The organism is Rhodopirellula sp. SH410 (assembly GCF_055811895.1).
In genome coordinates, this window is sequence record NZ_CM147949.1 from 3022390 (window position 1) to 3044425 (window position 22036).

17 protein-coding genes are annotated in these 22036 nt (G+C 56.6%); 12 read left to right on the plus strand and 5 right to left on the minus strand.

Annotated features, from left to right (window positions below; all coding sequences use genetic code 11):
* Nucleotides 1–431: 431 nt before the first annotated feature.
* The 5 genes from SH410x_RS11045 (at nt 432) to SH410x_RS11065 (ending at nt 6613) form a co-directional block, all read left to right on the plus strand.
* Complete coding sequence (locus SH410x_RS11045) at nt 432–1280, plus strand: PP2C family protein-serine/threonine phosphatase (protein ID WP_473676557.1); 849 nt, start codon at nt 432–434, stop codon at nt 1278–1280.
* Between the two features lie 405 nt (nt 1281–1685).
* The gene (locus SH410x_RS11050) at nt 1686–2897 is read left to right on the plus strand and encodes a putative glycoside hydrolase (RefSeq protein ID WP_473676558.1); all 1212 of its coding nucleotides are present in this window, start codon (nt 1686–1688) and stop codon (nt 2895–2897) included.
* A gap of 2 nt (nt 2898–2899) precedes the next feature.
* Entirely contained in the window at nt 2900–3118 is a 219-nt protein-coding gene (locus SH410x_RS11055; RefSeq protein ID WP_473676559.1) for a hypothetical protein, read from the plus strand.
* A gap of 111 nt (nt 3119–3229) precedes the next feature.
* Entirely contained in the window at nt 3230–4210 is a 981-nt protein-coding gene (locus tag SH410x_RS11060) for an alpha/beta hydrolase fold domain-containing protein (RefSeq protein ID WP_473676560.1), read from the plus strand.
* A 348-nt stretch (nt 4211–4558) separates the two neighbouring features.
* Nucleotides 4559–6613 (plus strand): sulfatase family protein, encoded by a 2055-nt coding sequence (locus SH410x_RS11065; RefSeq protein WP_473677295.1) that lies wholly within the window; start codon nt 4559–4561, stop codon nt 6611–6613.
* A 501-nt stretch (nt 6614–7114) separates the two neighbouring features.
* On the opposite strand, the gene SH410x_RS11070 is transcribed toward SH410x_RS11065, so the two are convergent.
* Nucleotides 7115–8668: a DUF1570 domain-containing protein gene (locus SH410x_RS11070; RefSeq protein WP_473676561.1), complete on the minus strand. Its 1554-nt coding sequence runs from the start codon at nt 8666–8668 to the stop codon at nt 7115–7117.
* Nucleotides 8669–9378: 710 nt separating this feature from the next.
* On the opposite strand from SH410x_RS11070, the gene SH410x_RS11075 reads away from it, so the two are divergent.
* The 3 genes from SH410x_RS11075 (at nt 9379) to SH410x_RS11085 (ending at nt 14121) form a co-directional block, all read left to right on the plus strand.
* A complete protein-coding gene (locus tag SH410x_RS11075) occupies nt 9379–10629 on the plus strand; it encodes a DUF1559 family PulG-like putative transporter (protein WP_473676562.1) in 1251 nt (416 codons plus the stop codon).
* Nucleotides 10630–10733: 104 nt separating this feature from the next.
* Nucleotides 10734–10928, plus strand: a complete 195-nt coding sequence (locus SH410x_RS11080; RefSeq protein ID WP_473676563.1) for a hypothetical protein — start codon at nt 10734–10736, stop codon at nt 10926–10928.
* A 73-nt stretch (nt 10929–11001) separates the two neighbouring features.
* Complete coding sequence (locus SH410x_RS11085; protein ID WP_473676564.1) at nt 11002–14121, plus strand: FG-GAP-like repeat-containing protein; 3120 nt, start codon at nt 11002–11004, stop codon at nt 14119–14121.
* A gap of 54 nt (nt 14122–14175) precedes the next feature.
* Here SH410x_RS11085 and SH410x_RS11090 read toward each other — a convergent pair whose 3' ends face one another.
* The 3 genes from SH410x_RS11090 to SH410x_RS11100 form a co-directional block, all read right to left on the minus strand.
* Nucleotides 14176–15027 carry an RluA family pseudouridine synthase gene (locus SH410x_RS11090; RefSeq protein ID WP_473676565.1) on the minus strand — a complete coding sequence of 284 codons (852 nt, stop codon included), beginning with the start codon at nt 15025–15027 and terminating at the stop codon, nt 14176–14178.
* A gap of 274 nt (nt 15028–15301) precedes the next feature.
* Nucleotides 15302–15793, minus strand: a complete 492-nt coding sequence (locus SH410x_RS11095; protein ID WP_473676566.1) for a YaiI/YqxD family protein — start codon at nt 15791–15793, stop codon at nt 15302–15304.
* Nucleotides 15790–17829, minus strand: coding sequence for an NAD(+) synthase (locus tag SH410x_RS11100; RefSeq protein ID WP_473676567.1), 2040 nt, complete (start codon nt 17827–17829; stop codon nt 15790–15792). Before SH410x_RS11100 ends, SH410x_RS11095 begins: the two co-directional genes overlap by 4 nt.
* A 563-nt stretch (nt 17830–18392) precedes the next feature.
* On the opposite strand from SH410x_RS11100, the gene csrA reads away from it, so the two are divergent.
* Together csrA and SH410x_RS11110 are read left to right on the plus strand one after the other, a co-directional pair.
* Nucleotides 18393–18923 (plus strand): carbon storage regulator CsrA, encoded by a 531-nt coding sequence (csrA, locus tag SH410x_RS11105; RefSeq protein WP_473676568.1) that lies wholly within the window; start codon nt 18393–18395, stop codon nt 18921–18923.
* A gap of 26 nt (nt 18924–18949) precedes the next feature.
* Complete coding sequence (locus tag SH410x_RS11110; RefSeq protein WP_473676569.1) at nt 18950–19657, plus strand: lipase family protein; 708 nt, start codon at nt 18950–18952, stop codon at nt 19655–19657.
* A gap of 54 nt (nt 19658–19711) precedes the next feature.
* On the opposite strand, the gene SH410x_RS11115 is transcribed toward SH410x_RS11110, so the two are convergent.
* The gene (locus tag SH410x_RS11115) at nt 19712–20110 is read right to left on the minus strand and encodes a PEGA domain-containing protein (RefSeq protein WP_473676570.1); all 399 of its coding nucleotides are present in this window, start codon (nt 20108–20110) and stop codon (nt 19712–19714) included.
* Between the two features lie 264 nt (nt 20111–20374).
* Between SH410x_RS11115 and SH410x_RS11120 the strand changes: the two genes are divergently transcribed.
* The gene (locus SH410x_RS11120) at nt 20375–20731 is read left to right on the plus strand and encodes a hypothetical protein (RefSeq protein ID WP_473669212.1); all 357 of its coding nucleotides are present in this window, start codon (nt 20375–20377) and stop codon (nt 20729–20731) included.
* Between the two features lies 1 nt (nt 20732).
* Nucleotides 20733–21938, plus strand: coding sequence for a hypothetical protein (locus SH410x_RS11125; protein WP_473669210.1), 1206 nt, complete (start codon nt 20733–20735; stop codon nt 21936–21938).
* Nucleotides 21939–22036 lie beyond the last annotated feature (98 nt).

A 22036-nucleotide genomic window follows, 5' to 3' on the forward strand; every position in this document is an offset into this window, starting at 1 on the left:
CCATAGGGACACCGACACGCCATAGGGGCACATCACCTCTTCTGAAATTTTGATTTTCCCATCGGAGCAGAGAAAACGATTTTGGTGCGTGCATCAAGTTTCTTGAGAAGGTGCTGTGTCCCTCAGTTCGTGCTTTGCGACGAAAATGAACGCAGAGGCGCGAGAGTCGGGGAGGCGCAGCGAAGCGAAAGAATCAGAGGCCGCAATCGGATTTCTCTGCGTCCTTGCGACTCCCCGTCTCTGCGCTGAATTCTTCACGACGATGCGAGGTCACCCACCTATCAGAAGCGACACAGCAACTATTCCTGCCTGTCCCCCATCTAATCGCTTCGAACGAAAATCCCCGATGAAGTACGAAGCGAGCTGCTAGAATCGCGGTAGGAAGAATTGGATAGACATTCAACAACATGTACTGACCCCAAGGTGAACCGATGAATGCAACCGAAACCGAGCGGATGAAGTGCATGGAAGTTTGGGGCGGCAATCGAGCTGCCGATCGCAGTATTGAGATGGCAGGATTGCGGATCTGGGCATATTCCATGCCGCTTGCCGGCTCTGATTCTGGGGGTGATGTCTACTTCCTCTCTTCCTGCGCATCGGGGCGTATTTCAAGGATGCTGCTGGCTGACGTCAGCGGCCACGGCGAGGAAGTCTCAGCGATCGCCCTCGAACTTCGCGACCTGATGCGCCGCAATGTCAATTTCATCAGCCAATCACGCTTCGTCGCGGGAATGAACGAGCAGTTTGCAAAGCTCAATGTTCAAGGTGAATTTGCCACCGCATTGGTCAGTACTTTTTTCGCACCGACGGGCAGCTACTCACTATGCAACGCAGGCCACCCACCGCCGCTATTGCGCCGCTCGGCGGACCAGTGCTGGACTGAACTATCCGATCGCGAAGATCATGCAGACGTCTTCTCAGACATACCACTGGGGGTCAGTGATCAGGCAGCCTATTTTCAACATCACATAACCCTGCACCCTGGCGATCTGGTACTCAGCTTCAGTGACGCGATTACCGAAGCAGAGGACGCTCATGGCCAACAACTCGGCTGCGAGGGTGTCTTGCAACTGGTTTCTGATTTGCCAGCTGGTAATCCGGCGGGGCTCATACCCGCATTGGTTGAGCGGATCACCTCGTTGAATCCGCAGAATTTAACCGTGGACGATACGACCATCCTGCTGTGCCAGGCCACAGGCGGCGGCCCGAGGATGAAGGACAATCTACTCGCACCATTCCGATTTTTCAGTGAGGTCCAGGATCGGACGGAATTAGCGTAGATACCCATTGTTGAACTTTGGAATGAGCGGAAATTTACTGTCTGAGATTGTGGCCGAACGCTCCGCGGTCGACCATTCCGACCGCGGAGCGTTCGGCCACTTATTTTCCGCTCGTTCCTTACATTGGGTATACTGCGTTGCGGCAAGAAAACCGGGATTAGGAATGAGCGGGAAATTACTGCCTGAGACTGTGGCCGAACGCTCCGCGGTCGACCGTTCCGACCGCGGAGCGTTCGGCCACTTAGTTTCCGCTCGTTCCTTCATTATCGGGGACTCTCACGCCCGTGTTGGGCGTGCTGCAGGCCGAGACCGCCGGTCGGACTCGCCCGTGAAACGAGATGCCGAAGTTTCGTCGTTTTTTTAACACATCGATGTTGGACGATTCGCCCTCAGGTTAAAAACAGTATGTACAAAATCCTGCCGCTGACCCTGTTGCTCTTCCTTGCTTCTGCCGTTTGCGCCGATTCCTCACGGGCTCAATCTACGCATCCCGGCATCACACCCAGTCAGGGAGAGTCCCAGACGCGACTCCCGGAGTTTTCCTGGGATCGCATTCCGTTGTACATGCATGTCCGGAAAGACACATCGTACACCGATGACGAAATCAAATTCCTGGCCAAGTTCCCATTGATCACGTTTGAAAAAGCCAACGGTCAGAAGGACCACGGCACCGTCGAGGCGGGAACACTCGCTGCGGCGCGAGCGGTCAAGGGTATCAATCCGAAGACCACGATTCTTTATTACCGCAACGTGATCGTGCATTACGGTGGGTATGAAGCGGACGAACAGCTTGAGCGAATTCCTGGGGCGTTGCTCCGCGATCGCAATGGATCCACAAAGCTCGTTCGTAACCGGGTCCAAGCCTACGATCTTTCTAATGCGAATGTGCGCAACTGGTGGGCACAGGCGTGCAGTCGAATGACGAGCGACCCGGCCATCGACGGCATCTTTCTGGATGGAAACATCAAAGCCCTGGAGCCACAGTACCTGCGTGGTCAGATCGGCGCTGGCAAGAAGATGCAGACGATCGATGGCTATCACGAACTGATGAAGCAGACCAGAGAAGCGATTGGTCCGAGCAAATTGATGCTCGCCAATATTATTCGTGCACGGTTTAAGAACGCGGGGATGGAGTACCTCAATTACTTCGACGGATCATACCTGGAAGGATTTTTTCACAATGTCGGCGGGGTCAGCTACGAGGACTATGTCGCCAAGGGTATCGACGCGGTGCAGCAGGCGGCACGCCAGGGCAAGATCATCGCATTAACGACCGGATTCGCACCGCCCGGGAACACGGTCAAGAACACCAGTCGTCTGGGCATCGACGAAGGTCACAGTAACGTTGCATCGGATGCGCAGGCCAGGGCTGGGCTGATCTATCCGCTGGCGATCTTTCTCGTCTGCGCCGAAAAGCATAGCTACTTCCGCATTCATGAGGGTTACTCGGCCAACGAGAACGACCGCTGGATGCGTTGGTTTCCCGAATACGATCGTCCACTTGGACCGCCGCTCGGCCCGGCGACGAAGGACGGCTTTCGCTATTCGCGAGCGTTTGAACACGCTTCGGTGGAACTGGATATCAAGAACCGAACCGCCAGCATCGACTGGAAATAGCGATGAATCGACCATTTCCAGCGTTTCAGATTGCGATCACGTTTCGCCTGGGCGGCGCGTTGTCAGGTGCCTGTGCTGTGCAAGACGCGGTTGCAGACGGCAATGACACGAGCAATACCAAGGGGATCGGCATTAAGAGCTCCCGCGCTATCGGAGACGGTGTTGCGTTGGATACCCAAGTGACCCAAGACGCTATCGATGCGTGTCATGATGCGGGGTGAGGAACGGTTCGCGTCCCCGCCGGAGAGATTTTCCGACTCGTACGATCCAACTCAACAGCAACGTCACTCTGTCGCTCGACGACGGAGCCAGCCCCTAATGAATGCAAGAGAATGAAAATTCGAACGATCGTCGCCATCATGATGGCTGTGACAGCAACCAGCGGAATCACAGCTCAAGAAACACAGCGCCAGACCAATGCTGCGCGGACGCCCAAGGGAGCCAAGTATTTAGAGACTGGCGGAGAACGCCAGCTGGAAATTGTCTACAAAACGGTAGCAGGAAGAGATCTCAAGCTGGACCTGTATCACCCGACGGCCAAACGTTCCGAAAAATCTCCGGTGATTGTGTTTACTCACGGTGGAGGATGGGCGGCTGGGAATCGATACAAGGCCGCCAGTGGATCTTTTGCCGCCGTTTTTAAACAGTTGATCCAGGAAGGTTTCGCGGTAGCGTCCGTGACCTACCGGTTGGCCAAAAAGGGCAGCAATGTGGCGATGCGTGATTGCGTCATCGATTGCAAAGACGCCATTCGCTATTTGGCAAAGCACAGTGAGGCGTTGCACATTGATCCGCTGCGTATTTGTGTGATGGGAGATTCTGCAGGCGGCCATCTCGCACAAATGCTCCTGCTGGCATCGCCTGAACAATTACAGGGAGATCCCGCGCTCGCCGAAGTTCGCTACCGAATGGTGGCAGGCGTCTCTTGGTACGGACCCTGTGATTTTGAAAACATGGAACTGTTCAACCACGATGACCGAGCTGACTTCAAGGATCGGTTTGCTGCTCGCATTCTCGACTCCGATTCGGGGTCGCCAGACAAATTGGCTCGCTATCGTGAAGTCAGTCCGGTCAATTACCTCCGCCAAGACAGCCCGCCCCTGCTGATGATCCAGGGTGACAAAGACACGACCATTCCGGTCAAACATGCTCACTACATGAAGCAGAAAGCAACTGAAGTTGAGGCACCCGTTGAGATCATGATCATCCATAACGCGGGGCACAACTGGCGCAAGGTCGACGCGGAAATCGATCCCTCGCGGGAAGCGATTATCGAACGTACGGTGCAGTTCTTCATGCAGAACAATCGATAGCCCGATTCGCCGCGCGCCGAGTCAATGAAAATGTGCTGGTTAAAAATCACCCTCTTGCTGCTCCTCTGATCTTCTGGCGACGGCATGTCCTTCCTCCCGGCGACCGCGTGGCGATGCATATCGGTGATTAGAAGCGGGGCGGCAGCGAAACGCTGATAAAGATTCAGCTGTATGAGATACCGAATGACTGGCTAATCACTCACCAGGAACCATAAGATGTTTCCACCGACCGTGGGCAAAAACTCGCCCTTCATCCGCAAGGCAATCGCGGCAACTCTGTCGCAACGGAACATGATGAAATACTCAACACTATTTACCTATGCTGCTATCCTTCTGTCGCTAGGGTGGATGCCGCTTTGTCGCGGCGAGGAGACTCCGCCCAACGTGGTTTTGATCTTTGCCGACGATCTGGGCTACGGTGATCTGGGGTGCTATGGTGCGACCCAGGTGCAAACGCCCAATATTGATCGACTCGCCACCGAAGGACGCCGGTTCACCGATGCCCATTCGGTTTCGGCCGTGTGTACGCCCTCACGGTATGCGCTGCTGACGGGCCAGTATCCTTTTCGCGCCCATGGAGGCAAAGGAGTTTGGGGGCCGGCGCCCGTCACTTCTCCACTGATCATCGACACCGACAAGCAGACGATCGCGGATGTTTTCAAGGCCAGCGGCTATGACACGGCGGCGTTTGGAAAGTGGCATCTCGGGTTCGGGGAACAAAAGAATGACTGGCAGGAACCGCTCAGCCCCGGTCCGCAGGCTCTCGGCTTCGACTACTACTTTGGAATGCCAGTGGTCAACAGCGCACCTCCGTATGTCTTTGTTGAAAACGATCGCATCGTCGGCAGTGACCCCAACGACCCATTGGTTCATCTCGGCCGAAATTTCCAAGACGCCACACCGATCACACCCATTCCACCGGAAGCTGCGCAGCGAAGTCCAAATCAATTCGGTGGGGCGAAGGAAGCGCACAAACGATTCAATGACTATCAGGTGGGGACAACTCTGGCGAAGAAATCGGTCGAATGGATCAATGAACGCGGTGGCAAGCCGTTCTTCCTGTACTTGGCAACCACGAACATCCACCATCCTTTTACGCCCGCTAAGCAATTTCAGAACACGAGCAAGTGTGGACTTTATGGCGACTCCATCCATGAACTGGACTGGATCGTCGGCGAAATTCTTTCTTGTCTCCACGACAACGGACTGAGCGACAACACGCTGGTGATCTTTACCAGTGACAACGGTGGCATGTTCAACCGCGGCGGGCAGGCGGCGTTTGAGGCGGGGCATCGACAAAATGGCGACTTGTTGGGTTTCAAATTCGGCGTTTGGGAAGGTGGCCACCGCGTGCCCATGATCGTGCGCTGGCCGGGCAAGGTGAAAGCCGGAACGGTGTCCCACCAATTGATCGGCAATGTCGACATGCTGGCGACGTTTGCGGCAGTCACTGGACAAATATTGGACCAGGACCAGCAAGCCGACAGCATCAATGTGCTGCCTGCCATCACTGGGGAACCGGAGCAAACAATCCGCGACCATCTGGTTCTGGCCCCGTACAAAGGCACGCATCTATCGCTGCGGAAAGGAAATTGGATGTACATTCCGGCTCGCGGCAGCGGCGGTTTCGGCGGGCGGAATCCCGGCGACCACACCTTCGCCGGACCGCCCGCGGCTAGCTTTGTGGGGTCGGTGAACAGCGATATCGAAAACGGAAAAATCAAACAGGATGCACCACCCGCACAACTTTATGATTTGGCGTCGGATGTCAATCAAACGGCAAACGTGCACGACGATTATCCAGACGTGGTGCAGGAACTCAGCACACTACTTGGAAGCTACGCACCTCTGCAGACGAGGCAGCGTCCCGGAAAAGAGGGGCGTTCTTCAGCGGGAAACCCTGCCACAAAGTCAGCGGCAACACCGAGTAAGCGAAGCGCTTCGTTCGATTTCGAATCCGGGAACCTGGCACCGTGGAAAGTGATCGAAGGCAAATTCGGACATCTACTGGGAAGCCGTTCCACGTTCTTTCGAGGCCTGGGCGAGTACAACAAGCAGGGAACGTATTACCTGACCACCCTGGAGCCTTCGGTGAACGCCGTGAAAGGCATGGACAGTCAGACGGGTGTCATCGTTTCTCCTCGGTTCGTCCCTGCGGGCGGCCCGATGACATTTCGAGTCGGTGGAGGCCGCGGTCCGGATACCTACGTGGCATTGTGCCTCGAGGACGGCACGGAGTTGAAAAAGGCGAGCGGTATCAACAGCCAAGTGATGCAAAAGGTCGTGTGGGACCTGACGCCCTACGCTGGCAAGAAGTTGTATCTAAAGATCGTCGATCAATCCGCAACCGGCTGGGGCCACATCACCGTCGACAATTTTCAGTTTGATGGGGAACACGACTGAGGGACACAGCACTTCTTCGAACACGACTGAGGGACACAGCACTTCTTCGAGGATTTTGACCTCCCCATCGGAGCGGAAAAGCTGATTTTGCTACGAGCATCAAGTTTCTTGAGAAGGTGCTATGTCCCTCAGGTCGCTATGTCCCTCAGGTCGAGTCCCCACCGCGGTCATTGTGACGAAAATGAACGCAGAGACGCGAGAGTCGGGGAGACGCAGAGAAGCGAGAGAATTAGAGGCCTTGATGGGATTTCTCTGCGTCGTTGCGTCTCCCCGCCTCTGCGTTGAATTCTTCATGGAAACGCCAGAGGGACACAGCACTTCTTGAAGGATTTTGACTTCCCCATCGGAGCGGGAAAACTGATTTTGCTACGAGCAGCAAGCTTATTGAGAAGATGCTATGTCCCTCAGGTGCTATGTTGTGTCTCCCCGCCTCTGCGATGAATTCTTCACGATGATACGAGGCCCCCAGCTATCAGAAGTAAAACGCCAGAGGGACACGGGTCAACGAGTGATCGCCTGCATGGCACGCATGGCCGAAGTTCGGTTGGGGAAGCTTTGGACTCGGAAAGTGCGCAGCGGCAGGGTGGACTTTCGTAACCTTTGGACGGTGTCGGGCGACGAAGTCAGCGTGACTTGGCTGCCCGAAACCACCAGGTAGTGGATCTGGTTTTCCACGGGGTCCGTCCAGTGTAGCGAGGACAGGTGTGTGGACAGGTCTCGTTCCATGGCGGCGTAGCTTGTGCCGAGGTGCTCCTCGAACAGCGGCGTCTCCGGTTTCGCTCCACCATCGTTCCTATCGTCGTCGGTTCTCTCGGCGAGGTATTCGAGCGGCTGCCGTTGCGAGGCCGCTCGAATGCACGCAAAGAGTTCTTCGCGGTGCTTTCGTGCCATCCAGTGGATCACGCCCCATGAATACGCGTACTCTCTGGAATCGAAGGCGTCGAGCTGGACGAGTCGTGCCAGGTTGGTGCCACTGCCCAGTCGTTGGCCCTGTTTGACGTCATCGACAATCTCTTTCATCCGGAGATCATTGGGTGCCCCGAGCCCTTTCCACTTCGCACCGGCATTGGTTGAAGTGGGTGCGAAGAATTCCGGCAGACCCTCACTGAGCCACATCGGCCATCGCGACAACCGTTGCTGGACACCGATGTTGTGCAATATTTGATGCACGCCCTCATGGGCGACGGTGGAAATCGAATTCATGATCGCGACCTGGGGCGCGACAAGATTGAGTCGCGATTGCTCATACATCGACACGCTGTTGAGGGTGCTATCGTAGTACGCCACAACGCCCTCGGGCATGCGTTTGAATTCCTGAAATTGATCGTCGGTGGCGAACGCGATCACCACGAGCGGGAACTCGGGCTCGTGGGTTTCAATTTTAGTCCGCTGAAAATACTTGCGAACCGCGGGGTACATGGTTTCCAGAATCGTGCGAGTGGCTCGAATGAATGGCTCACTGGTGTTGTAAAGAAACAGAAACCTCTGGCTCTGGATTGATTTCATGCCGAGCTTCGACAAGCGTTCATCGGCTAGCCAGCGGTCTCTGATTTCGTCCACCGACATCGGCACGAACGGATCGTCGGTGGGCGTGGTGAGCTGCGTTTCGTAGGCTTCCAATCGACCATCGGGCATCATCACAATGCGTGACTCGCCGCTGCCGACGTGATACCGGGCAACGACACGGTTGCCTTCATCGTCACGGACGGCGAGCCGTTCATTGTTCGGATGGTAGAGTTTGCCGAACCGAACCTCCAGCCCGCCCGACGGGGCGGGCACGTCGTCGGCCGTCGGTACGGCGGGCCGTTCGGTTTTGCCTCGCATCCCCGCCGGGATGCTCAAGGGCGGCATCGCGATCGGTGCCATCGGTTCGAAAAAGTCTGAACCGAAGCCGCCGGGGATTGATGTTGGCGGCGGGGCGAACGTGTCAGGCTCCCCTGCGATGGGAGACGCAGGCAATCGCCCCTGCGCCAACACACGATCGCTCGACAGGTTTGAAAAAACGCAGCATAGGACGATCGCGATGCGCAGCGGCGACAGGCGGGGAATGCTCATTCCAAATTTCTCTCTGAAGTTAGCTTGGGTGGATGCTGCGTCGATGCAGTCGTTGCATCCGCCGTTCGTTCACATTTCTCGTCTGCAGAATAGCATCCCGATCTGTGCCATGGATGAGTTGTGATCTCCGGCTCTGATTGAGTGTAATCGTTCGAGAGCGGCCACTCAGCATCGTGTGAAGAAAAACGGACGTAGGTACGCTCGGCAGCGCGTGGGATTCGACGCTCCAGCGACGTCGCTATGAGAGCATTCGTCACTTGTTGATGACGCGATGCTAAGGCGATCGCGGGCGTTTTCGCGATGACATTTCGAAGCCCCCAACCCACCGCTGCGTGAGATCCGATGGAGGTGCATCACGCCGCCTCGAGTCGCGATAGGCCGTACGACGGTGAGATCGCGTGCACTGAACAGATGAGTGGCGTGCGCATGAGAAAATACGAAAATGTATAGACCCCAGAAATAGGTAAAACGTCGTGTTTGAGGGCAATTTCGGCAAATACCCCCTCTGGAAATGCAGGATCAACGCCCAAAAAAGATTGACGGAGGGTTGACGAGCCCCTACGATCGCCTTTGTCGCATTGTTCGCAGTTAGTGTCCGTTTTAGCTGCCTTGTTCCTCCGTTAGCCTTGGCGAGCGATTTGACCACATGCCTACGGTTCTCCGCTTGAGCACGCGGAATTCATATTGTTCCTCCTGTCTAAAGGTGCCTCATGTCGAAAAAAGGTCACGCTGGCTTCACGCTAGTCGAGTTGTTGGTTGTCATCGCAATCATCGGAGTGTTGGTGGGGTTGCTGTTGCCCGCCGTTCAAGCGGCCCGTGAGGCGGCTCGGCGGATGAGCTGTAGTAATAATTTCAAGCAGATTGGGCTGGGGATGCATAATTACCATGCCGCCTTCAACCAGATGCCGATCCATGGCATTGGACGTGAGCCGAGCGCCAGATTGAACTGGTATGCGAGTAGCACGCAGGGCAGCAATTGGCGGCTCAGTATGCTCGTTGCCTTGACACCGTTTGTCGAGCAGCAAGCACTTTGGGAGCAGATCTCCAATCCAACGGATGTGAACAAGAATGGGACGGTCGATTGGATCGGTGATGGCGACTTTCCGCCCATGGGGCCGACACCTCAGAACATCAATTTTGCCCCCTGGGCGACCGATATCCCGACACTCCGTTGCCCCAGTGATCCGGGAGTCGGGTTGCCCGCGTTAGGACGGACAAACTATGCCGCCTGTTTAGGCGACTCGACGCATCGCATGTTCTCGGGACGCGGGGTTGAAATTGATACTTGGAGCGGTGGTGCCCTTCGGCCAGGATCGATCTATCCCGCCGAAACCGGCTATAACCGCGACGCGAGAGTCTCTCAGCGAGGTCCCTTCATGATGTTCGCAAGCATGAAATTCCGGGATATCTTAGATGGACTCTCCAATACGATTGCAGCGGGCGAGATCGCTACGGACTTGGGTGACAAGGACAATCGTACGGCCTATACAAAGGTTTCCGCGGGCGGTCCCGAGATCCTGGCCAACCCGAGTTATTGTCGAGATACGGCGGGGTGGATCGATCCGACCCGGCCCCAATACTGGTTACAGACGCTGACATCGGGCCAGATTGGCGGGTCCACCGAAGGGCGTGGATTTCGATGGGCTGACCGCGGAACGACGTTCACGGGTTTCTATACCATCTTGCCGCCCAACGGTGAAAACTGTGGTGATGGCAATGGTGCCGTCGGCAACGCTACCTCGCCCGCGTCGAGTCGTCACCAAGGAGGCGTCCATGTGCTGATGGGTGATGGTGGAGTCAAGTTCATCACCGATTCGATCGAAGCAGGTAATCGCCAGAATCCAATGGTGATCTATGGGGGGACCGGGGCGAATAACAATGCCCCGGGATCGCAGAGCCCGTATGGGCTCTGGGGAGCTCTCGGGACACGTGCTGCAAACGAACAGGTAGGAGATTTTTAGCTTCCTGTGGCGGCGATGACCATTTCGTTATCAGACTGAAAGGTCTTCTGCCATTTCAGTCTTCTTTATCAGTTTTGATCCCCTTCCATGAAGGAAACCATCGAGTGAAGTACTCTCTTAACTTTCTTTTTGTCTGCTGTCTTGTCCCTGCCATGATTGGCTGTGGTGGCCGAGCGCCTCAGAATGTCGCTGAGAATGCCTCGCAGGAGGCGATCGATGCGTACAATCAGGAAATTGAAGCGCAAGAGGCCGCGATGAACGCCGGTTTTGCGAAAGGCGATCCCAACGCCAAAAAGTAATCCGGTTGGCGAGTCGTATTCGTGATCGGCGATTTTCAGTTATTTCGATTTGAGCTGTCACGAACGAGAAACGATGACGAACCAAGATCAGGTGTCTGTCTGGGTTGCATGGACGTGCTTGTGGATTGCCGCCCTGGGCTTTGCAGGTTGCAATCCACAGGTGTCACCTGTTCAGCGGAAAACCACTCCGCGAGCGGATCTCGATTCGCTCGCGGAAATGCAAGCTGCGGCCAGCCACGGTAATTGGCAGCAAGCGATTGAACATTCCAACGCGGTGCTTCTGCAGCATCCCGGCGACCCTGAGCTGATGTCGGAAGTCGCACGGGTCGCTTTTTTTGCGGAGCAGCCCGGCCTAGCCGCTGACTTGCTCCGTGATGCCTGTGTTGCCGAGTCGTTCCAGAGCGAGGAACGCTGTCTGCAAACGGTCGTCGCACTGATTGGTGTCGGAAAGCTATATGACGGCATCGAACTGCTCGAGCAAGCGGTTGTGTCGCATCCACAGCACTTCCAACTCAGGCGTTGGCTTTTCGATTTTTACATCGGTACTGAGGACCGGCTGGCCGCATTGCCTCATGCGCAAGTATTGGTCCGCAACCGGCGGTTCGACGCGGATTTATTGGTATCTTTGTCCAGCATGCCGAGGCGCTCGTTCGATTGGGGGCCGCTCGATGAGATGGTTGCGCGCAATCCGAGCGATCAGCGCCCCTGGCTCGGCCGCGCCAAAAAATTGTTCGATCAAGGAAAATATTCGGCGTCCGTGGATCTGTTGGACCAGATCCTCGAGCAACATCCCGATTCGGCGATTTCCATCGCTTTAAAAGCCCGAGTGCTGGCGGCATCGAGCCAATTTGAAACACTTGAGACATTGGTCGGCGGTGATTCGGCAGCGGCAGATCGTTATCCGGACTATTGGATCGCGATGGGCGACCTCGCGCGATCACGGGGGCAACTCGAACAGGCCGGCCGGGCGTACTGGGAAGCTACCCGTGTTGATGCCAACGTCACCGAGGCTTGGTCCAAACTGGCCGGTGTGCTTCGCGCCGCGGACGGTGTTGCGGAGCTCGATTCGATGGATGTGGACGCTGTTTACCAGCGCAGCGCGAAACTAAACGAGCTCGATCGACTGGTCGAACGTTTTGATCAATTGCACCGCACGTCCCCACTGCAAGCGATCGATATTGCTGAATCGCTGAAGGGGTTGGGGCGGCTTTGGGAGGCCGAGGCCTGGGCCGCCCTGGCAATCAGTATGCAAGAATCGGCGTCCGAGCAGACGACTCGAGCACGTCAGTCGATCGTCGCCAAAATGAGTCGGTCGACTCCATGGCAACAAACCAGCGACCAACCGGCACTGCGGCTTGATCTCTCCGAGCTGCGGATGCCCGTCGCATCGACAGCAGACATCGCGAGTGACGGAGCGGATATTCAAACGCACCGCTCCACGCTTGCCGCCTTCATGGCAGCGAGAGCGCCGATCGAATTGCGAGATGAAGCGCATCAGCGGGGTCTCGATTTCTCAGGCTGGACGCGCCGCGATCCCAGCACGAAGGACACCAAGTTGCACGAGACTCTCGGCTGCGGTGCGGGGGTGATCGACTATGACCTCGATGGCTGGCCCGACTTGTATCTCCTCGCCGCTGGTGGCACACCGTCTCGGGCCGACTCGGACCCCAACGCACTGATGCGAAATCAAGGCGGTCGATTTATCAACACCACGCTAGCAACCGGGGTGGGAGAAACTGGGTTTGCCCAGGGAGTTGCGGTCGGAGACATCAACGAGGATGGATTTGCAGATCTGCTGGTGCTGAACTTTGGTCGGAATCGTTTGTATATCAACAATGGCGATGGCACGTTCAGCGACGCCACGGATCGGCTGGGGGAGAACGGAAATCAACAATGGTCGACCTCCGGTGCGATCGCGGACATCGATCGCGATGGAATCTCGGATGCGATCGTGCTGAACTATTGTTACGGCGACAACATCACCACATTCGACTGTACGTATGAAACAGACGGCTTTGAGCGATCGTGCACGCCAGTCGTGTTTCCCGCCGATCAGGATCGATTTTATCGAACCAACGCAACGGGAGATCTGGTCGATCAAACATCGCATTGGGACGCGATTCCGCGAATGGCCGGACGAGGGCTGGGCGTGGTGGTGGGATCGTTTGATGAACTGCCTGGGCTGGATATCTACATCGCAAACGACCAGACCGAGAACCATTTTTGGAGTGCCCAGGGACCCACCGACTCCCTGCGGTTATTGGAAACAGGGATCACGCGTGGTTTGGCCTCAAACGACCGCTCGTTGGCGCAGGGGTCGATGGGGATTGCGGTGGGCGATTTGAATCTTGATCGGCGTGTCGATTTCTATGTCACGAACTTCTCGGGTGAATACAACACATTGTATGAGCAGCAATCAGGAGGAACATGGAAGGACAACACCGCCCAGAAAAACTTAGTTTCCAGCACCTTGCCGATGGTGGGCTTTGGCACCGTGGCCGCGGACTTTGACAATAATAGTTTGGCGGAGTTGTTGGTTGGCAATGGCAATGTGGATACATACGTCGCAGACGAAGTCACCAATGAACCCATCATTCAGACGCAACCGGTCCAGCTGTTTGGGCTTGATTCCACTCTGGAGTACGTGCCGATCGAAATCGATCAAGCGGAAGGCTACATGCAAAAAATGCATTTCGGCCGAGGCCTATGGACCTTTGACGTGAATCGCGATGGTCTCATCGATGTGGGAGTGACTCATCAAACCGAACCCGTCGCAGTCCTCGTCAATCACACCGATACCCCGAACCACTGGATCGAGTTGCAGCTTGTGGGGCGTGCATCGGCGCGGGATGCCGTTGGAGCCCGTGTGACCCTACACCGCAATGGGTTAGGAACGAGCGGAAAATTACTGTCTGAAGTTGTGGTCGAACGCTCCGCGGTCGATCATTCCGACCGCGGAGCGTTCGGCGACCTCTTTTCCGATCGTTCCTTCGAGCGTGTTGCATGGGTGACATCCGGCGACGGCTATCTGTGCAGTAGCGAGCGAGTCGTGCGATGGGGCGTGGGCAACTCGAGCGAGCCATGCCAATTCACGATCACGTGGCCCGACGGCAGCATCCAAGAAACGGATTCGCTTTCTTTGGGCTCTCGCTGGCTAGTCGTGCAAGGCGACGACGCCTTTCGCATGCATTAACGTCATCGAGGGCCTGTTTCCAATTCCCTTTGGGATCGATCGGCACACCGGCCGTTAGAAATCCATGCCGGGAGGAAGGGGGGCCTGGAAGGATAGCCATTGATCGGTCTTCGGATGTACCAGGGATAGACTGGAGGCGTGCAGGCACAGACGCCCAATGGGGTTCGTGGTCGCGCCGTATTTGGCGTCGCCAGCAACAGGATGGCCAATGGCTGTCATTTGGGCGCGAATTTGGTTTTTCTTGCCCGTTTTTAGTTTGACGCGAATGAGCGTGTGAGCGTCTCGGGAGGTTAGCGTTTCGTATGAGAGCGTGGCTTTGATGGAGTTGCGGCCCGGACTTTCGTGAGCGTGCACGAGCAGTCGATCGTCCTCTTGCAAAAAGTGTGTGAGGGTCGCCTGCGATGGATCGGGTGCGCCTTCGACGAGTGCGTGATAGATTTTGTCTGAATCGCCCCAGTTGTTCTTGATCTGCGATTGCGACCGTTCCGTCTTGGCGAGCAGAAGAACACCGGACGTGTAGAGATCGAGACGCTGGACGATGTAGCAACGTTGTCGCTGCTCGGCGAGGGCTCGGTTGACAATCGACTCGACGGTGCGAGTTTTTTCATGCTTATTGCCGACGGTGAGCAGCCCGTTGGGTTTGTTGATCACGAGGATCGTTGCGTCTTCGAACAGAACATCGAACGGGAACGAGCGTTCGGCGGCAGCCCGCTGGCTGCGAATTTCAAGGGTATCGTCCCCGCAGATTTGGGTATCGTGCTGGGTGATAGACACTCCATTGACGTGAACCAATCCGCTACGCAGCGTCGTTTTGATACGCGACCGCTTCGTATCGCTCAGTATCGTCAACAGGTGCGCCAGCAAGCCGGTGGGCTGTGGTGGACTTGGCAGGGTTCGGTCGGCCATGGTTTTTCTCGAATCTCAGAACGGAATTCTCCGAAAGGATATCAGAAAGAAGCGGACCGTTTTGGCTATTTTTGAATTCGGGTTCGACCCCCGCGAGGCCGAAGTGGGGCGACGGAGGCGTCAACTTAGGATGCTTTGCGGGCCGCGGTAGACGCTCGTGCACGCTGTTTCCCGCTCGCGAAGGTTGAGGTGACCGAACGTCTCGATGTCTTGGCGGCTTCGCGAAGGCCTCCCACGATGGGTTCGCGACAGGCACCGAACCTCGCCAACGCGTTCACTCTGAACTCGAATCGTCGCTGGAGGACGCGCTGTGCCAGCGGATCGCCTTTTGCAGCAATCGATCGAACGTGGCCGCAAATGCTTTTTTATCTTTCTCGCCATAGGGCGCGCTGCCGTTGGTGACGACGCCTGTGCCGCGGAGTGTGTCCATGAAATTTCGCATCGACAATCGACCTGCGATGTTGGCCGCGGAGTACTCCTCGCCGCGGGGGTCAATGACGAGCAATCCTTTGGCGACAAGGTCGGCCGCCAGAGGCAAGTCCGCCGTGATCGCCAGTTCGTTGGGTTGCCCATGTTTGACGATATAACGGTCGGCTTGATCGGCACCCTCCCGGACGACGACCGATCGCGCAGTGGGGGTACCCGGTGGGGTCGCGATCTTTTGATTGGCAACCAGAATCGTTTCAATTTTCAAACGTGCCGCGGCGCGGAACACGATTGTTTTGACATCCGTTGGCGCGGCGTCCGCATCGATCCAGATTTTCATGAGCGAGCCCGCTTCGCTGTAAAGGCGGCGGAAGAGGCGTCCGACGGCATCCGCCAATCTCCGCGTGGAGAGAGCGACACGGAACCTACTTTCGGTCCGTCAGGGACACAGTTGCGTTTGTACTGGCTGGCGAAAAATCGGCGGATGAATGTTTGCAACGTTTTCTCAATCACGGCAGTCGAATGGGCTTCGGTGAACTCCGCTTGCGATGCGAGGAACTGCATCTTGTCGACGTCACAGCCACCACGAACGAAGTGGTAAAGAAAAAAATCGTGCAGCTCGTAGGGACCGAGAGAAGCCTCAGTGCTCTGACGAATATCTCCGTCGCTCGATGGAGGCATCAGCTCTGGGGAGATTGGCGTGTCGGCAATCTCATGCAACAGTTTCCGCATTTCTCCCTCGTGACGGTGATCGGCGAAATACCGCACGAGGTACCGCACGAGTGTTTTGGGGATCGAGCAATTGACGTTATACATCGACATGTGGTCGCCGTTGTAGGTACTCCACCCGAGGGCTTGCTCGCTCAGATCACCGGTTCCGAGTACGAAGCCACGAGTCATCAGCAGTAGCGTTCGCATGCGAGCTTGTACGTTCTCAAAAACGAGATCGGCGGCATCGTCGTCGGTCGATTCCAATTCACGTTGCAAATGGGAGAGATTCGTATCGTCGCTCACGTCGATCCCCAGCGGTGAGTGTTCCAACCCGATGAAGGTATCCAGTGACAGTTGCCGGATGTCGACCAGGCGGCAGGTCACACCGAGTCGATTGACGAGATCGACCGCGTTGCTGCGGGTGTGCGTGGTGGTGCCGAATCCTGGCATAACGAGCGCTTCGATAACCCTGCGATCGCGTTGCAGGTGGTCGACCGCGCCGACGGCAACGAGCAGTGCGAGGGTGCTATCGAGACCGCCGGAAATACCGATCGATAGCGTCAGGTCTGGCGGCAGGCCCGCGAGTCGCTTGACCAACCCACCGGTTTGAATCGCCAAGATTTCCGCGCAGCGAGCCTCTCGCTCGGTCACGTTATTGGGCACGAATGGATGCGGGTCGATTTGACGCTGCAATTGCACACGAGGTTTCGTCGCAGCGGAATCCGCCGCCATCGGCTCGATCTCAATCCAGCGATAGGGGCGAGGCAAGGAGTCGCGAAAATCGTCGAACGAACCCATCACGCGGCGATCGTGAGCGAGACGCTGCAGATCGAGATCACGCGTTAACCAGGTCGGCGCGGGCAGCACTGGATCCTCGCCGTCACCGATCCGCCGCGATTGGCCGAGCAGCCCGCCGTTTTCGGCAATCAAACAGTGGCCGCCAAAGACCAGGTCACTCGATGACTCGTCTCCGCCCGCGGACGCATAGACGTAGCCACAAATTAAACGTCCCGATTGGCTGACGACGAGATCCCGTCGCCACTGGGCCTTGCCCACCGTTTCGTTGCTTGCCGACAGATTCACGACGACGTTTGCGCCGGCGATGACAGCGTGCGAACTCGGTGGCACGGGGACCCATAAATCTTCACAAATCTCGGCCGCAATCACGGCATCCTGGTCGCGAAACAGGAGGTCTGTGCCGAAGGGGATTTCCTCGCCGCCGATCGATACGGTGGTGGGGTCTCCCGCAGCGGAGGCGCGAAAGTGCCGACCTTCATAAAACTCGCGGTAGGTGGGCAGGAATGTCTTGGGAACGATTCCCCACAACCGTCCGCGGGCGACCACCGCGGCCACATTCATCACACTCGTGCCGACGGCTAATGGCAAGCCGACCACGACAATCCCACGCCGTGACATGCTCGCCCGCACGATCGTCAGCAGCGCGTCCTGAGCCGCGTCGAGCAACGTGTCCGTGGCAAAAAGATCGCCGCAGGTGTAGCCCGTCAAACCGAGTTCAGGCAGCACGACGAGATCGGAGTCATCAAAACGCTGCAGCATCTCGATCGATGCTTGGGCGTTGAAGGCTGGATCGGCGACACGCAACTCAGGCGATGCGGCGGTGGTGCGGTAATAGCCATGCTCTCGCACGGGGTCCGGATTTGGCATGCGCGCCGCTTTCATTCGCTGCAGAGGAATTCAATCGTGGGGGGAGGCTGGCTGGTGCTTGGTCACCGCTAGAAACTTGGATGTGAGAGTAGCGGGCCTGCGAGGGATCGGCTCGCGGCAGGATCTTGGACAGAATCCACTCCCCTCAAGTTCATCCGTGACATTGCACGCGTTCATTCGTGACATTGCATGAGGCCCGCGAACCTTTCTCGAACAGCCAGGCTCTGGCAGAGTATAGCGGCTGCACCGATTTTTTGGAGTTGATGCCATGACGCATTGTAAAGCAGGGAATCAGAGTTGTAATTCCTTCCTTTTCGATCGCTAGGTACGGGCGGGTCGAAAATGTCGGAAAGTCACTAAGTTGCAATAGGGAAAGCACTTACGCGAGAAGTTTATGTTTGTGAAATAGTTTTGGCACCACGATTGCATTAACACTCTTTCGTTGCCGCGAGGAGTTAGGACCTCGCGGCGGCCCCCCTTTAACATCTTTTCGAGTTTCAATCCTGGTTTTTCCCAACCGCTCCGTCCGGGCGGTGGGAAACCTGGGCACTAAGGAGAATGCCATGTTGGTTCTGACACGAAAACTGAACGAAAAAATTAAAATCGGCGACGATATCACGATCACGATTGTCAAGCTGCGAAACAACCAGATCCGAATCGGCATCGAAGCGCCCCGCGAAGTCCGGGTTTTGCGAGCGGAGCTCGAGAAGGCTGTTGCCAGTGGATTGGAAACTGCGGATGCAGAACCGACTGCGGTGAAGGTTCCCGCGAAAGCGACCTATACCAATCGAGTGCGTCATTTCCTCGAGGCCGAATCGGTCGTTGCGGATTCTGCTGCGAGCCATCCCCGCGGCAACGATATCGTTGACGGACTCGTGTCGGCCGATGAAATGATCGCTGCCGGGAAGGATAGCGATGACGAGCGTTTCGACGGTGATTCGATGCCCGATCACGACGGCGATCGTTCGCCATCGACCACGCTGCAGGTGTTTTCGGGTAGGATTGGCCGGGATGGTGAGCTTCGTGAGAGCGGCAGCGGTTCGAAAGTTCGGCCATCGCGTGCTCCACTGGCTGGCTATTTTACTGCCCCGTAATCCTCCTGTTCTACCACGATGCGTCGATGCCTGAGCGATCTGCCACCATCCACCGCATTCTGTTGATCCCTGGTCTGCTTGAACCGCGACTGGCGATGTGGCCATTGCGACACCGCCTCGGGAAGCAGTGGGATCATGTTGAAATCTGGCGTGATCGTTACATCTTCCGCGATGTCGACGCCAGCGTCGCGAGATTGGCCGATTGGATCCGAGATGACGGCCGTTCCACACGACTCGCGATCGTCACCCATAGCTTCGGAGATTGGCTGGCACGTCGTGCCATCGCACAGACGCCGAATCATCGTGTATCCGCGTTGGCATCGATCGCTCCGGTGATGCGTAGCGGATGCATTCCCAAAGTGATTCATTACGCAGGCGGCGACTTCATCCCTGAAATCGCGATCATTAGCGACCCCGCGTGTGCGTCGGAGAATTTGAATTGCGACCCCAACGTTCGCCGCATGGTGATCTGGGCCAAGGTTGACATCGGAGTGAGCGCCATCGATCTCAGTGATCTACCCCAACTGCAAACGCATCGCGTTGCCGGGACGCATCTCAGTGTCATCATGCAGCCCAATGTGCACGGGATGATCGAACGATTTTTGGCTGATTCAGCCATCCCATCACCGCGCGAGACCTCCGACAGTCATCCCGAGTCGCTTGAGACCAATGTCCCGAGCGAGCGAGTCGGCCACGGGACCGGACCAGGATCCCATCCCGCGACTCGATCATGATTCGCGGCGTTGAACGCTGTGACGGATCCGGCGGGATGAAGTATCAGCAGAAATCTAGCCGCCAATGGCTTGGCTTCGCAGTTGTTCGGCGCGGCCGAGTACCTCGTCGGAAGATTCGCTGACGGCGGGCACGAGTTCCACGTCGATGATCCGTTCGTCGCGAATTTCTCCGGGCCATAGCGTTTCACTGACGAATTCTGCCACGGGCCATTCGTACCAGGGTGGTTTGATTTTGCGGCGGATCGTTTCGGTTCGGTATCCATCCTTTTCGATTCGAATCTCTCGCGTTCCGTAATACACGAAACTCGTTGCCGCGGGACTGGTGCCGATCAGTTGATTGTCGATCGAAACCGTTGCGCCGGGCGGTGAAGTTCGCACGGTCATGCGGCGGCGGACACAGCCCACGCTGAGGCAGCACAGGGCCAGGACGACCGTGCACGTCGCCACGCGCACGTGACGGCCCTCGTGGGAGATGGTTGTTCGAATGCGGTGGGAATGTTGTTGGGTGTGAAACACAATGGGGTCATACCGATGTCTTGATCGAAATCGCAGAATACATCGGGTCTAGCAACTATCGTCGGACGCTGGCTAGAGCAAACCGTTGACGGCCCACACAAGGAGTGCACCTGACGGTTTGCAATTGGCATGGCCTTTGATCTGTAGATCGGTCAGAATCCCGGTTTCACGGTTCACTTCGGATAAACCAGGAGGGCTAGGATGGCCATTTCACCCAAGAATCGCGCTCGAGCGCTCGAGCTCGCCAAGGAATTAAATGAAATCAATGGTGGTCGTTACCACGACGACGGGACGCCCAAGACCTTCGATGAGCTGGAAATCGAAACCAATGCCCTAACCGATCTGCTCAGTTCGATGGCACTGAACGATTCGGCCAAGGATCTGCCCGACGAAGAAAAGCCCATTCGCTGTCCAAAGTGCAAAGCCGTGCCCAAGCCGCACGACCCTGACGACGACGAGCCGATGATCATTCAATCCGCTCGCGGTGAAGTCGAGTGGATCAACGAAGGCTTCTATTGCCGGCGATGTCGCCGGTCTTTTTTTCCCTCGGCTCGCTGAATTGGCGCTTCGCGTTGAAGCCACCGTCAGCCCCAAGGTCGAACGCAAGATGGTTTACGCGGGAGCCAACAAGGCCAGCTATCAGATCGCCAGTGACGATTTGAAAGAACTGGCTGAACTGGACATCAAGACCGAACGGATCCGACTGGCTACGCTGCGAAACGGTAAGGCTCGGCGCGCACTTGAGAAGATCTTGCAGGACGCCTTCCTCGAGAAATCCATTCCCGATCAGAACTACTCGGGGCCCGCTGACAAAGAGGCTCCTGAACTGGCGGTGGTGATGAGCGATGGCGGTCGGTACCAGCGATTCGATCGCGCTGGCGAGAAACCTGAATCGGGTAGTTTTTGGAAAGAAAGTCGAATGGCGATCTTACTGTCGATGAAAACTAAGTCACACCAGGAAGATCCTGACGCGGAGTTGCCTGACTTCCTGCAAGACGTTTGCATCGCCAAAAAGCTTGCTGATATGGGGTGCGTTGCTGGCGAAAACCCCAAGGGCCAGCGCGTCGAGGTGACGCAGGAGTCTCCTTGGCAACGGCCTGAACTGCTCAGTAAAGACGTGGTTGCTAGCGGTCAAACCTGGAAGGAGTTTGGGCCGATGGCAGCCAGTTCCGCTTGGTACGCCGGCTTTTTCAAGGCGACTGAAAGGGTCTTTGTCTCCGATGGATCCTCGGCGATCGAAGAGATGCAGCAGCAGTGGTTTGGCAACTTCACGAGCGTGCTGGACATCATGCACGCATTGTCTTACAGCTTGGCAGCTGCCCGCGCGATCTACGATAAGCAGCCGCAATCATGGGAGTGCTATCGTCGTTTCGCAACATGGGTTTGGCAGGGAAAGGTCGACGAAGTGATCCTGGAATTGGATCAGCACCAGAAGGAACTTGGGGATCCTCCTGCCGATGCGAGCGACACGGACCCTCGAGAGATTGTTCGTCGATCGCGAGTTTACTATCGCAACCATCGGGGGCGAATGAACTATCCGGAGTACCGTCGGCGTGGCTATCCGCTAACGAGTTCGATCATGGAATCGACGGTCAAGCAGGTCAATCGCCGCATCAAAGGAAGCGAGAAATTCTGGTCGACCGCTGGCGGAGAGGCCGTTTTGGGCCTGCGAGCGGCGTACATTAGCGACAGCAAGCCAATAGAACGCTATTGGAAGCACGCCCAACAAACGGCCAACGGTTGCCGCGCCTACGTCGCAGCTTAAACCTGCAAACTGTCAGGTGCACTCCCACACAAGAAGCACACAAGATGGTCGTGGAGTTGGCTTCACTGGTTTCTCGTTGAACGCACTGAGTCCTGGCC